Origin of the sequence: Mycobacterium asiaticum (assembly GCF_001673635.1) — a bacterium.
Taxonomy (GTDB): Bacteria; Actinomycetota; Actinomycetes; order Mycobacteriales; family Mycobacteriaceae; genus Mycobacterium; species Mycobacterium asiaticum_C.
This window is the reverse complement of sequence record NZ_LZMH01000006.1, coordinates 37,788-53,598: the sequence shown is the minus strand read 5'-3', so window position 1 is coordinate 53,598 and position 15,811 is coordinate 37,788. Positions and strand designations below refer to the sequence as shown.

At 67.7% G+C, this 15,811-nt stretch carries 3 protein-coding genes; all 3 read left to right on the top strand.

Going from position 1 to position 15,811, the window contains the following annotated elements:
* The first annotated feature begins 45 nt into the window (after positions 1-45).
* Genes A5645_RS01615 through A5645_RS01605 form a run of 3 tightly spaced genes read left to right on the top strand, consistent with a single transcriptional unit; the run spans position 46 to position 15,746 of the window.
* Positions 46-6,366, top strand: coding sequence for a type I polyketide synthase (locus A5645_RS01615; RefSeq protein ID WP_065128279.1), 6,321 nt, complete (start codon positions 46-48; stop codon positions 6,364-6,366).
* Between the two features lie 3 nt (positions 6,367-6,369).
* Positions 6,370-12,726 carry a type I polyketide synthase gene (locus A5645_RS01610; protein WP_065128278.1) on the top strand — a complete coding sequence of 2,119 codons (6,357 nt, stop codon included), beginning with the start codon at positions 6,370-6,372 and terminating at the stop codon, positions 12,724-12,726.
* Complete coding sequence (locus A5645_RS01605) at positions 12,723-15,746, top strand: type I polyketide synthase (RefSeq protein ID WP_065128277.1); 3,024 nt, start codon at positions 12,723-12,725, stop codon at positions 15,744-15,746. The genes A5645_RS01610 and A5645_RS01605 overlap by 4 nt, the downstream gene beginning before the upstream one ends.
* Positions 15,747-15,811: the final 65 nt, after the last annotated feature.

The following is a 15,811-nucleotide window of genomic DNA, read 5'->3' as shown; positions in this document are numbered from 1 at the left end:
TCGTTCCCTGAACATCGCTTCGGATGTGACGTTGATGGGACCGGTATGAACAGCACGCAGGACGAGCTGGTTCGCGCACTGCGGGCGTCGCTGAAGGAGAACGAACGGCTCAAGCGCGACAATCGCGAATTGCTCTCTGCCGCACAGGAACCAGTGGCGATCGTGGGCATGGCCTGCCGTTATCCCGGCGGGGTGGATTCGCCGGAAGACCTATGGGAGATGGTGAGTCAGGGTCGCGACGTGGTGTCGGATTTTCCGGCCGACCGCGGCTGGGACCTGTCCGGGTTATTCGATCCCGATCCCGACGCGATCGGCAAGTCCTACACCCGCTCCGGCGGATTCCTCGCCAATGCAGCCGATTTCGATGCGGAGTTCTTCGGAATCGCACCCAGCGAGGTACTCGCGATGGATCCCCAGCAGCGCCTGTTGCTGGAGGTGGCGTGGGAAGCATTGGAGCGGGCCGGGATCGACCCCCTAGAACTACGGGGATCGCCGACTGGCGTTTTCGCCGGCATCTTCCACGGCTCGTACGGGGGTCAAGGCCGAGTGCCCGGCGAGCTGGAGAGGTACGGATTGCGCGGCTCCACGCTGAGTGTGGCCTCAGGCCGGGTTGCCTATGTGCTGGGTTTGGAAGGCCCGGCCGTCTCGGTGGATACGGCATGCTCGTCGTCGCTGGTGGCGCTGCACCTGGCGGCGCAGTCGCTGCGGTCGGGGGAATGCGATCTGGCCCTGGCCGGCGGCGTAACGGTGATGGCGACGCCGGCGATGTTCGTCGAGTTCAGTCGGCAGCGAGCGCTGTCGCCCGACGGCAGGTGCAAGGCGTACGCGGGCGCCGCGGACGGCACCGGGTTCTCCGAGGGCGCGGGCGCACTGGTCGTCGAGCGGCTGGCCGACGCGCAGCGCCTCGGGCATCCGGTGCTGGCCCTGATCCGCGGGTCGGCGGTCAATCAGGACGGCGCTTCGAACGGTCTGGCGACCCCGAACGGCCCCTCGCAGCAACGGGTGATCCGTGCGGCGCTGGCCAGCGCCCGGCTGGCATCGGCCGACGTCGATCTGGTCGAGGGGCACGGTACCGGGACCACGCTCGGGGATCCCATCGAGGCCCAAGCGTTGTTGGCGACCTACGGGCAGGGCCGCCCTGCTGATCAGCCGTTGTGGCTGGGTTCGATCAAATCGAACATGGGGCATACCTCGGCGGCGGCGGGAATGGCCGGGGTCATGAAGATGGCGCTGGCGATGCGCCACGAGGTGATGCCCAAGACGTTGCACGTGGATTCACCGACGCCGCACGTGGATTGGTCCGCGGGCGCGGTGTCGTTGCTGACCGAGGGAAGGCCTTGGCCGGCGCGTGAACGCCCCCGGCGGGCGGGCGTCTCGTCGTTCGGGATCAGCGGGACGAACGCGCACGTGATCCTCGAACAGGGACCGCTTGCGGTGGCGACAACCCCTGCCGAGCGGGATACCAGCAAGCCCACCGCGTGGGTGTTGTCCGCTCGCTCTCCGGCCGCGCTGACCGGTCAGGCACAGCGGCTCCTCACTCGGGTTACCGACGACCCGGAGCTGGATCCGATCGACGTCGGCTGGTCGCTGACCACGACGCGGTCGACATTCGAGCACCGTGCCGTCGTTGTCGGGGCGGGCCGCGCGCAGCTGGTTGCCGGGCTGAGCGAGCTCGCTGCAGGTGAACCGGGAGCCGGTGTGGTGGTCGGCCGGACCGGCCATGCCGCAGACCGAACCGTGTTCGTCTTCCCGGGTCAAGGTTCCCAGTGGGTCGGCATGGGCGTTGAACTTTTGGACGCCTCAACGGTTTTCGCCGACCACATGCGGCTGTGTGAGAAAGCACTCGGCGAATACGTCGCGTGGTCGTTGACCGATGTCCTGCGGGGAGTCCCGGGCGTCCCCGGGCTGGACCGGGTGGACGTGGTTCAGCCGGTGCTGTGGGCGGTAATGGTGTCGCTGGCCGAATTGTGGCGTTCGGTCGGTGTGGTGCCCGACGCGGTCATCGGACACTCCCAGGGTGAGATCGCCGCCGCAAACGTCGCCGGCGCGCTGTCTTTGGAGGACGCCGCGAGGGTGGTGGCGCTACGAAGCCAATTGCTGGCGCAGCTTTCGGGCGCCGGCGGCATGGTCTCGCTGGCGTGCGGCCTGCAACGCACCGAGGAGCTGTTGACCGGATTCGGTGACCGGTTGGATATCGCTGCGGTCAACGGTGTTTCGGCTGTGGTCGTCAGCGGTGAGTTGGCCGCTCTCGACGCGCTGGAGCGGCGGTGTGAGGCCGAAAGCGTTCGCGTGCGCAGGATCGATGTCGACTATGCCTCGCATTCCTCGCATATCGACCATATCCGTGAGCCATTGATCCAAGCGCTGTCCGGTATCGCTGGCCGCTCCGCACCGGTGACGTTCTTCTCCACCGTCACCGGTGACCCGATGGACACCGCCGCGCTGACCGCCGACTACTGGTACCAAAGCGTGCGCCAGACGGTGCAATTCGACCGGGCGGTGCGCGCCGCCGCTACGGCGGGCTACCGGGTGTTCATCGAATCCAGTCCGCACCCGGTGTTGATCGCCGGGATCGAAGAGACCGTCCCGGATGCCGCAGTTATCCCCTCCCTCGGTCGCGACGACGGCGGGCCGACGAGGTTCCTGCTGTCGGTCGGTCAGGCCAATGTCGCCGGAGTGCAGGTGGATTGGCGGTCGGTATGCGCGGGTGGGCGCCGCGTCGACCTTCCGACGTACGCCTTCCAGCGACGGCGATTCTGGTTGGGCGGCGCATCCACCGCCGCCGACGCCGACGGCCTCGGAGTGGCCGGCGCCGGCCATGCGATGTTGGGGGCGGTGGTGGAGCGCCCCGATGGCGGCGTCATTCTGACCGGGCAGCTCTCCCTTGCGGCGCAGCCATGGCTGGCCGATCACGCCGTCGCTGGTGTAGTTCTGTTTCCCGGGGCCGCGTTCGTGGAGCTGGCGCTTCGCGCCGGCGACGAGGTCGGCTGCGCAGACGTCGAAGAGCTCACCCTGTCGGCGCCGTTGCTGCTGCCGACCGGCGGCAGCGTCCGCGTGCAGGTCGTCGTGGGGGCTGGGAACGAATCGCAGCGGCGAACGGTCTCGGTGTATTCAGCTGCCGCACCGGACGGTTGGACGCAGCATGCCGAGGGAGTGTTGAGCCCGGGTGCGGTCCAGCCGATCGCCGACCTGTCTACCTGGCCGCCGGCCGGCGCGGTCCCGTTGGACGTGTCGGGTGCCTACCGGCAGCTCGCCGGGCGAGGGTATGAGTACGGGCCGGCGTTCCAGGGCCTGCAAGCGATGTGGCAGCGCGGCGGCGAGGTGTTCGCCGAAATCGCCGTCCCGGCCGACACCGGTGTGACGTTGAGCGATTACGGGATTCATCCGGTATTGCTCGACGCATCCCTGCACGCCATGGGCGTGGTCGGCGAACAGGCCCAGACGATGCTGCCATTCGCCTGGCAGGGGATCGGTCTGCACGCGGCCGGAGCGTCCCGGGCACGAGTCCGCATCGCGCCGGTAGGTGTCGAAGCGGTGTCGATCGAGCTGGCCGACGCGTCGGGCTTGCCGGTGTTGTCGGTGCGCGAGCTGACCGTTCGCCCGGTGTCGACCGGGCACCTGCGGTCGGCGGCTCCGCGTGCCGACAGCGGTCTGTTGCAGGTGACCTGGTCGCCGGTGACGTTGCCCGCCACGGATGCCGACGGCGTGGTGGTATGGGAGCCGGGTGCCCGACCCCCGAGCGTCGAGTCGGTGCACGCCGCAACCCGCGAGGCGTTGACGACGTTGCACTCCCATTTGGGCGCAGCGGAATCCGGGGTGCTGGTGGTGCTGACGCACGGCGCTGCGGGACTGCCCGACGAAGATGTCTGCGATCTCGCCGCCGCGGCGGTCTGGGGATTGGCCCGCTCGGCGCAGGCTGAATACCCGGACCGGGTGGTGCTGATGGATTCGGACGGGTCGGTCGACCCGGCGCGTGCCGCCGGTTGTGGTGAGCCGCAGATCCTCATCCGCGCCGGACAGTTGTACGCGGCCCGACTCACCCCGACGGCAGGGACATCCGGGCTCGAACTGCCTGCCGGGAACTGGCGACTCGTGGTGGGTGCCGGCGGCACGTTGGAGGACCTGATCGTGCAGCCGTGCCCGCATTCCGAGCTGGCAGCCGGTCAGGTGCGGGTCCGGGTCGCCGCTGTGGGTGTGAACTTCCGGGATGTGCTGGTGGCGTTGGGGATGTACCCCGGCGGCGGTGAGCTGGGCGTCGAGGGCGCCGGGGTGGTCGTCCAAGTCGGTTCGGCTGTAACAGGAGTCGCGGTTGGCGATCACGTGATGGGTCTGCTCGGGATCGTCGGGTCGGAGGCGGTCGTTGATGCGCGCCTGCTCACCGCCGTGCCGCGTGGATGGTCCATGCAGCAGGCCGCGGGAGCGTCGGCGGTGTTCCTGACCGCCGTATACGGCCTTTCGGTGTTGGCCGGCGTGAAGTCCGGCCAGCGGGTGCTGATCCATGCGGCGACCGGCGGAGTGGGCATGGCGGCGGTGGCGCTGGCACGCCATTGGGGATTGGACGTCTTTGCCACCGCGAGCCGCGGCAAGTGGGATGTGCTGCGCGCAATGGGCTTTGAGGATTCCCGCATCGGCGATTCCCGCACCCTGGATTTCGCGGAGAGGTTTATGGCGACCACGGGCGGCATGGGTGTCGACGTGGTGCTGAACTCGCTGGCCGGTGAATTCGTCGACGCATCGCTGCGGCTGCTGCCGCGCGGCGGACGATTCATCGAGATGGGCAAGACCGACCTGCGCGACCCGCGGACCGTGGCGCAACACCACCCGGGCGTCGAGTACCAGGCGTTCGACCTCATCGAGGCCGGTCCGGACCGGATCAGCCAGATGTTCGTCGGGTTGACCGAGATGTTCAGCACCGGGGTACTGGATCCCTTGCCGGTCAGAAGCTTTGATGTGCGGTCCGCCTCGTCGGCGTATCGGTTCGTCAGTCAGGCCCGCCACATCGGCAAGGTCGTGCTTTCTCTCCCCGATGCGGAAGGACTGGCCGGTGCCACGGTGCTGATCACCGGAGGCACCGGGATGGCCGGCGCGGCGCTGGCCCGTCACCTGGTGACGCGGTACGGCGTGGCGCATGTGGTGTTGGTCAGTCGGCGCGGCGCTGCCGCTCCCGGCGTCGCGGATGTGATCACTGAGTTGAAAGGTCACGGCGCCGAGGTGTCGGTGCGCTCGTGTGACGTCGCCGACCGCGACGCGGCAGCAGAACTGATCAGGCAACTGCCCGAAGGGTATCCACTGCGCGGGGTGATCCACGCCGCCGGTGTGCTCGATGACGGGTTGTTCGCCGCCTTGACACCCGATCGAGTGGATGCCGTGTTGCGCGCCAAAGTTGACGGCGCGTGGAATCTGCACGAACTGACCAAGAACATGAATCTGGCTTCCTTCGTACTGTTTTCGTCGATGGCCGGCATCATCGGCACCGCCGGCCAGGCCAATTACGCGGCAGCCAACAGCTTTCTGGACGGGCTGGCGGCTTACCGGCGGACCCGCGGCCTGCCGGGATTGTCGATCGCGTGGGGGCTCTGGGAGCAGACGAGCTCGATGACCGAACACCTGGCCGAGCGGGACATAACCCGCATGCGCCGGTTCGGATTGGCGCCGCTGTCGACGGAACTCGCAATGCAGTCCTTCGACGCCGCCCTGCGCACCGATCGCCCCGTGGTGGTGGCCGCGCCCGTCGACCCGGCCGCGCAGCAGACCGACGCCGCCCTGCCGCCGATATTGAGTCAACTGGTCAGTCGTCGGCAACGGCGCGTGGTGACCGATGCCGCCGTGTCGACCCCGTCCGTCACCGGACTGACCGCGCGCCTGCACGCCTTGACCCCCGGGCAGCGGCGTGCCGAACTGCTGTCCGTGGTATGCGGTAACGCCGCGATCGTGTTGGGCCGCTCCAACAGTGCGGATATCGAGGCCGACCGCGCCTTCGGAGACCTCGGGTTCGACTCGCTGACCGCAGTAGAGCTGCGGAACCGGTTGAAGGTGGCAACCGGGCTCACCTTGTCGCCCGGCCTGATCTTCGATTACCCCACGCCGACCGCGCTTGCCGAACACCTCGACTCACGTTTGGCGGTTACTGTCGATCGTCAGCCCGACCGCATCGACCGGTTCAACGACATCACCCGCGAGCTGCAGTCCCTGCTCGGCCAATCCGACTGGACGCCGGAGGACAAAGAGCACCTGGCTTCTCGGCTGCGGACCTTGCTGTCCGTGGTGGAGGTACCAGTCGACCGTGACGACAGCGACGTTGCAGATATCTTCGCCGCCAACGAAAGCCAGCTCTTCGCCATCCTCGACGAAGAACTGGGCTCCTGAGCCATGGCAGGACAGTCAGTGCCCGAAACCGAGAAGCACCTCGATTACCTGAAGCGTGTTACCGCAGATCTACGCCGGACGCGTCGGCGGCTCTCGGAGCTGGAGGGCAAGCTGTCCGATCCGGTGGCGGTGGTGGGAATGGCGTGCCGCTACCCGGGTGGTGTGGATTCGCCGGAAGCGCTGTGGCAGATGGTGACCGAGGGCCGCGACGCGGTCTCGGACTTTCCCACCGACCGCGGCTGGGACCTTGCCGATCTGTACGACCCCGACCCTGACGCCAAGGGCAAGATGTACGTCCGACAGGGTTCCTTCCTCAAAGACGCGGGCGACTTCGACGCCGGCTTCTTCGGCGTCGGCCCCAGTGAAGCTCTGGCCATGGACCCGCAACAGCGGCTCGTGCTGGAACTGTCGTGGGAAGCTCTGGAGCGGGCCGGAATCGACCCCCACGGGTTGCGAGGCTCGGCGACCGGGGTGTTCGTCGGGGTGATCCATGCCGGTTATGGGGGTGAGGTAACCGGTGAATTGGAGGGTTACGGGCTGACCGGCTCGACCCTGAGCGTGGCTTCCGGCCGGGTCTCCTACGTGCTGGGATTACAGGGCCCCGCGGTTTCTGTGGACACCGCGTGTTCGTCGTCGTTGGTCGCGATGCATATGGCGGCGCAGTCATTACGCTCGGGCGAAACGGATCTGGCGTTGGCCGGCGGCGTCACGGTGATGGCCACCATCGGCGCCTTTGTGGAATTCAGCCGGCAACGGGCGCTGGCCGCCGACGGCCGGTGCAAGGTTTACGCCGGGGCGGCCGACGGTACCGCCTGGTCGGAAGGCGCCGGGCTGCTGGTGCTCGAGCGACTGTCTGACGCCAGGCGGTTGGGGCATCCCGTGCTGGCACTGCTGCGCGGCTCAGCGGTAAACCAGGATGGTGCCTCGAACGGATTGACCGCCCCGAATGGTCCTGCGCAGCAACGGGTTATCCGGGCGGCGCTGGCCAGTGCCGGGCTCACCACGGCGGAAGTGGACGTGGTGGAAGGTCACGGGACCGGGACCACCCTGGGCGATCCCATCGAAGCCGAAGCGCTGTTGTCCACCTACGGGCAGGACCGGTCAGCAGATCGGCCGCTGTGGCTGGGTTCGATCAAGTCCAACATCGGTCACACCTCGGCCGCCGCGGGGGTCGCCGGAGTGATCAAGATGGTGCAGGCGATGCGGCACGGGGTGATGCCGAAGACGCTGCACGTGGACGTGCCTACCCCGCATGTGGATTGGTCGGCGGGTGCCGTCTCGCTGCTGACCGAGCCGCGGGCATGGCCGGAGGGGGACACGCCGCGGCGCGCCGGCGTGTCATCTTTCGGGATCAGCGGGACGAACGCGCACGTCATCGTTGAGCAGGCACCGCCCGTCGCGCAAGATGCTCTGCCGCAGGCCGATAGCCAGGGACCCGTGCCGTGGGTGCTTTCCGCGCGCTCAGCCGAGGCGCTGCGCAGGCAGGCCGAGCGGCTGTCGAGGCAGCTGGATGCCCGGTCGACCAATGTCGACATCGGTCTGTCACTGGTCACCACGCGGTCGGCATTCGAGCATCGGGCCGTGCTGGTCGGCGCGGACCGCGATGAGCTGACGGCGCAATTGGCGGGGTTGGCCGCGGGCGACCCGGACGCGGCTACGGCAATGGGCCGCGTCGGCGCCGCGCGCAAGCTGGTCTTCGTGTTTCCCGGGCAGGGATCACAGCGGCCTGGGATGGGCCGTCAGCTTCACGAGCACTTTCCGGTCTTTGCCCGGGCATTCGACGAGGCGGTCGATGTCCTCGACCAATATCTGCGGGTGCCGCTCCGCGACGTGGTTTGGGGCGCTGACCCGAAACTGTTGGAAAGCACCGAGTTCGCCCAACCGGCCTTGTTCGCCGTGGAAGTGGCGTTGGCGGCACTGCTGCAGTCCTGGGGTGTGCTCCCCGACTTCGTGGTCGGTCATTCGGTCGGGGAGATCAGCGCAGCGTGTGTGGCTGGTGTGCTGTCGCTGCCCGACGCGGCGAAACTCGTTGCGGTGCGGGCCCGGCTGATGGCCGGTCTGCCGACCGGCGGAGCGATGCTCGCCGTGGCCGCTCCGGAGGGGGAGGTGGCGCCGCTACTCGGCGCGGGTGTGGACATCGCCGCGGTCAACGGGCCCCAGGCGGTGGTGATTTCCGGTGCCGAGAACCAGGTGAATGCGGCCGAGGCCGAACTGGTGCGGCGCGGTCGCCGCGTGCATCGCCTGGCGGTTTCGCATGCCTTCCATTCGGTTCTGATGGAGCCGATCCTGCCGGAGTTCGCCGGGTCACTGGCCGGGCTCACGCCCGCTCAGCCGCGAATTAATTTGCTGTCCAACGTGAGTGGACAGCTGGCCGGTCCCGGATACGGGTCGCCCGAATACTGGGTGCAGCACGTGCGCCGTCCGGTGCGCTTTCACGACGGCGTCGAGTCCATCATCGCGCAAGGTGCGGTCACCTTCCTCGAACTCGGCCCCGCCGCCGGCCTGACCGCCGCGCAGGAGCACTCGGTGCCGGTAATGCCCAAAGAGCGGCCCGAGACTACCTCGCTGCTGACCGCCCTCGGCCACTTGTACGTCACCGGCTTCGCGGTGGATTGGGCACAGGCCTTCGCCGGGCGCGGCGGGTGCCGGGTCCCGCTGCCGACCTACGCGTTCGTCCGAAAGCGCTTCTGGCTGAGCCCAACCGACGTGGGCCACCGGAATGTGGCTGCCGCGGGTTTGGCGGGGGCCGCACATCCGCTGCTCGGCGCCGTCGTCGAACGGCCGGATTCGGGTGGTGTGGTGCTGACCGGGCGGCTGTCGCTGGCCGAGCAGCCGTGGCTTGCCGACCACGCGGTGGGTGGGACGGTGTTGTTCCCCGGTGCGGGGTTCGTCGAACTGGCGATCCGGGCCGGCGACGAGGTCGGCTGCCCGACCGTGGAGGAGCTGACGTTGTCTGCTCCGTTGGTGTTGCCGGTCGGCGTGGGTGTGCAGTTGCAGGTGGTGGTGGATGCTGCCGGCGAGTCAGGTGCCAATGTGTGGATGTATTCCCGTGCCGCACAGCAGGGATCGGCCTGGGTGCTGCATGCGCAAGGCGTGCTGAGTCCGGCACCGGTGCGGCCGAGTGCGGAGTTGACGGTGTGGCCGCCGGTCGGCGCGACGGCAATCGATCTGACCGGAACCTACGACCGGCTGTCCGACCGCGGTTATGCCTACGGGCCGGCATTCCGTGGCCTGCAGTCGATGTGGCGTGACGGGGCCGAGCTATTCGCCGAGGTCGCACCGCCGGCCAGCGCACAAGTAGCGTTGGGCGGCTTCGGGATCCATCCAGCGATTCTGGACGCGGCATTGCATGCCATGGGCGTGGTGGACGATCAGGATCTGATCCTGTTGCCCTTCTCCTGGCAAGGCATCGCATTGCACGCCGCAGGCGCTGGCCGGCTTCGGGTCCGGTTGGCGCCGGCCGGTGACGGGGCCGTCTCGGTCGAAATCGCCGACGTTCGCGGGCTCCCGGTGCTGACCGTGCAGACCTTGACCATGCGCCCGGTGTCACCCGATCAACTGTCGGTGGCGACCACGCCGGCCGCTGGCGGCGACGGGCTGATCGAACTCGCATGGACACCGATCCAATTGAGCGGTAACAGGACTGACAGGGTGGTCAGCTGGGAGCACAAGCCGACCGGCGCGGACATGACGAAGTCGGTGCATGCCGCCGCTAACGAGGCATTGGGTGTCTTGCAGTCGTGGTTGAGCGGCGACGATGCCGCACCATTGGCGGTGCTGACCAGGGGGGCGGTCGGATTGCCCGGCGAGGCCGCCCCGGATCTGGCGGGTGCGGCGGTGTGGGGCCTGGTGCGCTCGGCACAAGCCGAACACCCGGGCCGGATCGTGCTGGTCGATACCGACGGGTCGCTGGCCGTCGAGGACGTAATCGATTGCGGTGAACCACAAGTGCTCGTCCGTGCGGGGGTGGCCCACGGTGCCCGGTTGACGCCCAGCAACCCTCCGGCGCTGTTACGGCTCCCCGAAGGCGCGTCGCCGTGGCGGTTGGTTGCCGGCGGCGCCGGGACGCTGGACGACCTGATGCTGCAGCCCTGCCCGCAGGTGGAGTTGGGTCCGGGACAGGTCCGCGTAGCGGTTGCCGCGGTTGGGGTCAACTTCCGAGACGTGTTGGTGGCGCTGGGGATGTATCCCGGGGCGGCGGAGGTGGGCGCCGAGGGCGCGGGCGTAGTCGTCGAGATGGGTCCCGGGGTTACCGGTTTCGCCGTAGGGGATCCCGTCATGGGCATTCTGGGTGTTGCCGGGTCCGAAGCGGTGGTGGATCAGCGGCTGATTGTGCCGGTGCCGCCCGGGTGGACGCTGCCGCAAGCCGCAAGCGTGCCGGTGGTGTTCTTGACCGCGTTCTATGCGCTGTCGACGTTGGCCGAGGTGCAGCCCGGACAGAAGGTGCTGGTGCACGCCGCGACCGGGGGCGTGGGCATGGCTGCCGTTCAACTGGCCCGGTACTGGGGCCTGGAGGTATTCGCCACCGCGAGCCGCGGCAAGTGGGACACCCTGCGCGCGATGGGGTTTGACGATTCGCACATCGCTGACTCCCGCACCTTGGCGTTCGAGGACAAGTTCTGGCTGGTCACCGACGGCGCCGGTGTGGACGTCGTGCTGAACTCGCTGGCCGGTGAATTCAACGATGCGTCACTGCGGCTATTGCCGCGGGGTGGTCGGTTCATCGAGATGGGCAAGACCGATATCCGCGACCCGAGTCACATCGCCGAACTCCACCCGGGGGTGTCCTACCGAGCGTTCGACCTGATGGAGGCCGGTCCCGCACACATCGCGCAGATGTTCGGCGATCTGATGGCCCTGTTGGAAGCCGGTGCGCTGCAACGATTGCCGATGAAGACATGGGATATCCGCTCTGCGCCTGAGGCCTACCGATTCGTCAGCCAGGCCCGCCACATCGGCAAGGTCGTACTCAGCCTTCCGGATGGACCAGGTGTGGGCCTGTCGTCGGGCACGGTATTGGTCACCGGCGGTACCGGCATGGCGGGTTCGGTTCTGTCTCGTCATCTAGTGCACCGGTACGGGGTGCGCCGGCTGCTGCTGGTGAGCCGCCGGGGTGCAGCCGCCGACGGGGCCGCCGAGTTGGTTGCCGAACTGGCCGGGGCGGGAGCGGACGTCCGAGTCGCATCCTGCGATGCAGCCGACCGCACCGCGCTGGCTGGGCTGCTGGCCGACCTCCCGGACCAGTATCCGTTGTCCGGTGTCATCCACGCCGCTGGTGTGCTGGACGACGCCCTGCTCGGGTCGCTGACCGAAGAACGCATCGATACGGTGTTGCGCGCCAAGGTCGATGCGGCGTGGAACCTGCACGAGCTGACCCAGGACATGAATCTCGCCGCCTTCGTGATGTTCTCATCCGTGGCGGGGATCGTCGGTTCACCCGGACAGGGGAATTACGCGGCGGCGAACAGCTTCCTGGACGGGCTCGCCGCGTACCGGCGCGACCGCGGGTTGCCGGGAACCTCCTTGGCCTGGGGACTTTGGGAACAGGCGTCGGCGATGACCGAACACCTCGACGACCGGGACAAGGCCCGGATCAGCCGGGTGGGCATCGCGCCGCTGTCCGCCCGGCAAGCCCTCGACCTGTTCGACGCCGCGCTGCTCAGCGATCGCCCATTCGTGGTGGCTGCCCGACTCGATCAGCGGGCGCTCGCAGCCCACCGCGACGCGTTGCCGCCGTTGCTGGCGCAGTTGGTATCTCGTGCACCCCGGCGGGTTATCGCCGAGATCGACACCACGTCGGTCTCCAAATCGGGACTGCTGGCGCAGCTGCACGGGCTGTCCGCCGAGCAGCGACGCCAGGAGCTGGTCGAGTTGGTGTGTGGCAACGCCGCTGCCGTACTGGGCCAGCCGAACGTCGCCGACATCGACCCCGAACGTCCGTTCCAGGACCTGGGCTTCGACTCGCTCACCGCCGTCGAACTCCGCAATCGGCTCAAAAAGGCCACCGGCCTGACGCTTTCGCCGACACTGATCTTCGACCACTCGAGCCCGGCCGGTCTGGCCGCGCACCTCGATGCCCAGCTCGACACCCAGCTCGACGGCGGTGCCCCGGCCTCCGAGCCACCCGACCGCATGGGCCGGTTCAACGACATCACCCGTGAACTGCAGCTGCTGCTCAACCAGCCGCATTGGGATCCCGCGGAGAAGGCACGCCTGGTTGCGCGCATGCAAGAACTGCTCGCCGACCTGACCGGCCAAGCCGGCATCCAACCCGAATATGTAGACGACTTCAAAGATGACATCGAAACCGCCACCGAGCGTCAACTTTTCGCGATCCTTGACGACGACCTAGCGCCGTGAGTTCAACCGAAACCGACCCGTCGGCTATCGCAGTCATCGGGCTGGCATGCCGCTTTCCCGCAGCCGACGGGCCACGGCAGTTCTGGCATCTGCTTCGGGACGGACGTGAAGCCCCAAAGTCATTGGGCGACGCCGTCGCGGAGTTCGATGCCGACTTCTTCAATATCTCGCCACGAGAAGCCACCGCGATGGACCCTCGGCAACGACTCGCCCTCGAACTGACCTGGGAGTTGTTCGAAGACGCGTTCATCTTGCCCGAGACGGTCACCGGCCAGCGGGTCGCGGTCTTCGTCGGCGCGATGAACGACGATTATGCATTGCTGACCCTGCGCACCCCCGGACTGAACCTCGACCATCACTCCTTTCCCGGCACCAGCCGCGCACTGATCGCCAACCGCGTCTCGTATGCCTTCGGAATGCAAGGTCCAAGCCTGACAATCGATTCGGGTCAGTCGTCGTCCCTGCTGGCGGTCCATCTCGCGTGCGAGACGCTGCGTACTGGGGCAGCGCCGCTTGCGGTGGCCGGTGGCATCCACCTGAACCTGGTCGACGAAACGGCGGTACTGGAAACCGAATTCGGCGCCGTCTCCCGAGCGGGCCGCACCTTCGCGTTCGACGAACGCGCCGACGGTTACGTCCGCGGCGAAGGCGGCGGGCTGGTTCTGCTCAAGCCGCTGGCTGCGGCGCTGGCCGACGGTAACCGCATTCACGCGGTGATCCGGGGCAGCGCTGCGGGCAATGCCGGGCACCGCTCGGCCGGGTTGACCGCGCCTTCGGTGTCGGGCGAAGCCGACGTCTTCCGGCGTGCGCTGGGCAGCGCGGGCCTGGGCTGTGAGGACATCGACTATGTGGAAGCCCACGGCACCGGCACGGCGATCGGTGATCTGACCGAGGCCAATGCGCTGGGGGAAATCTTCGGTGAGCGGCGAAGCGAGCCGGTGCGGGTCGGGTCAGTCAAGACCAACATCGGCCACACCGGCGCGGCCGCCGGAGTCGCGGGCCTGATCAAGACGGCGTTGGCGATCGAAAAGGGCCTGCTGCCGGCCAGTCTCAACTATGTGGCGGCGCCGCCCGGCACCGATCTGTCGCGCCTGGGGTTACAGGTCAATACCACCCCGACCGCTTGGCCCAACGATCCGCGGCGGGCGGGAATTTCGTCGTTCGGCATGGGCGGAACCAACACGCACCTGATCCTGGAGCGCACACCGAAGGAGGCAGTGCCCGCGTCGGATAGCCGAATGCCGGTGCCGTGGGTGCTGTCGGCCCGTTCCGCCACGGCGCTGCGAAATCAGGTCGAGCGACTGGTCGCCTGGGTCAGCGAGGACAGCGATTTGGGTGCGGTCGACGTCGGGTGGTCCCTGGCGACGACGAGGACGACGTTCCCGCACCGGGCAGGGGTGGTGGGCACCGGTCGGGTCGAGCTGCTCGAGCGTCTGCGCGAGCTGACCGTCGCGGAACCCGGCGCGCCGGTGGGCAGAGTCGCACTTGTCTTTCCGGGACAGGGTTCACAGTACCTGGGCATGGGTCAGCGGCTGTACCAACGATTTTCGGCCTTCGCACGGGCCTTCGACGATGTGGCCGCAGAACTGGACCAGCACTTGCGGTTGCCCATACGTGAGGTGATGTGGGGTCGGGACGCGGCGCTGCTGGAAAGTACGGAATTCGCCCAACCGGCATTGTTCGCCGTGGAGGTGGCCCTGGCGGCGCTGCTCGGGTCGTGGGGTGTGGTGGCCGAGGTCGTGCTGGGCCATTCGGTAGGGGAGGTCGCGGCCGCACACGTGGCCGGGGTGCTGACGTTGCCTGACGCCGCACGGTTGGTGGCGGTACGGGGGGCGTTGATGGCCGCGCTGCCTGCCGGGGGAGTGATGGTGGCGGTGTCGGCTGCTGAGGACGAGGTGGCACCACTACTGGCGGACGGGGTGGCCATTGCGGCGGTCAATGGCCCTGACGCGGTGGTGGTTTCGGGGCCGGGCGCCGCCGTAGCCGCCGTCGCCGATCGATTGGCGGCACGCGGCCGAAGGGTGCATCGCTTGGCGGTTTCGCACGCGTTCCACTCGGCACTGATGGAGCCGATGCTGACCGAGTTTTCTCGATCACTAACCGGCATCTCGACCGGTCCGCCCCGAATTCCGTTGGTGTCGAATGTCACTGGACAAGTAGCCGGCCCTGGATACGGTTCCGCCGAATACTGGACCGACCATGTCCGCAAGCCGGTACGGTTCGCGGACTGCATCGAGGTCGCTGAATCGCTGGGCGCCAACGTGTTTGTAGAGCTAGGTCCGGCGGCCGGCCTGACCACCTCCGTCGCGCCGTTGAGCCGGGACCGTCCTGAGGTGGAATCCCTGCTCGATGCGGTTGCCGGGATGTTCACCGCCGGAGTCGCCGTCGACTGGCGCGGCGCGTTCGATGGCCTGCCCACCCAGCTGGTGGAACTGCCTACGTACGGGTTCGACCGTCGCCGCTTCTGGGTGGACGCCACCCCGCAGCCCAGCTCACGCCAAGACGCCGTGGGGCTGCCCGAGCGCCTGCGGCGCGCCGAGCCCAAGGAACGGCAGCGGCAACTGGTCGAGTTGGTTCGCCAGCACGTGGCGATCGTCCTGGGTCATCGCGGCGGCCGTGACGTAGACCCGCAACGCCCTTTCCAGGACCTCGGATTCGAGTCGATGACCGGCGTGGAATTACGCAACCGCCTGATAGCAGCAACCGGATTACCACTTTCGCGCACTCTGATCTTCGACTATCCAACACCGGCGAAGTTGGCCGAACACCTGGGCCGGCAACTTTACGATGAGACCCCGGATGAATCCGGCGAGGGCGAAATACGGCGGTTGCTGAGCCACATTCCCATTGGCGAACTGCGCCGGGCCGGCTTGCTCGACAAACTGTTGCTGCTCGCAGACCGGCCACAAGATGCCAGCTCAACGCCCTTTTTGACAGAGGATGCAATCGACGCCCTCAGCCCGGAAGCGTTGATCGCGATGGCGCTCGACAGCGTCGAAAGGAAAGACACAGAAAACTGAATTCTGGTTCCTCGAAACTATATTGGTGATGCTTAGCCCGGCAAATAAGACGGGTGTTGAATAGC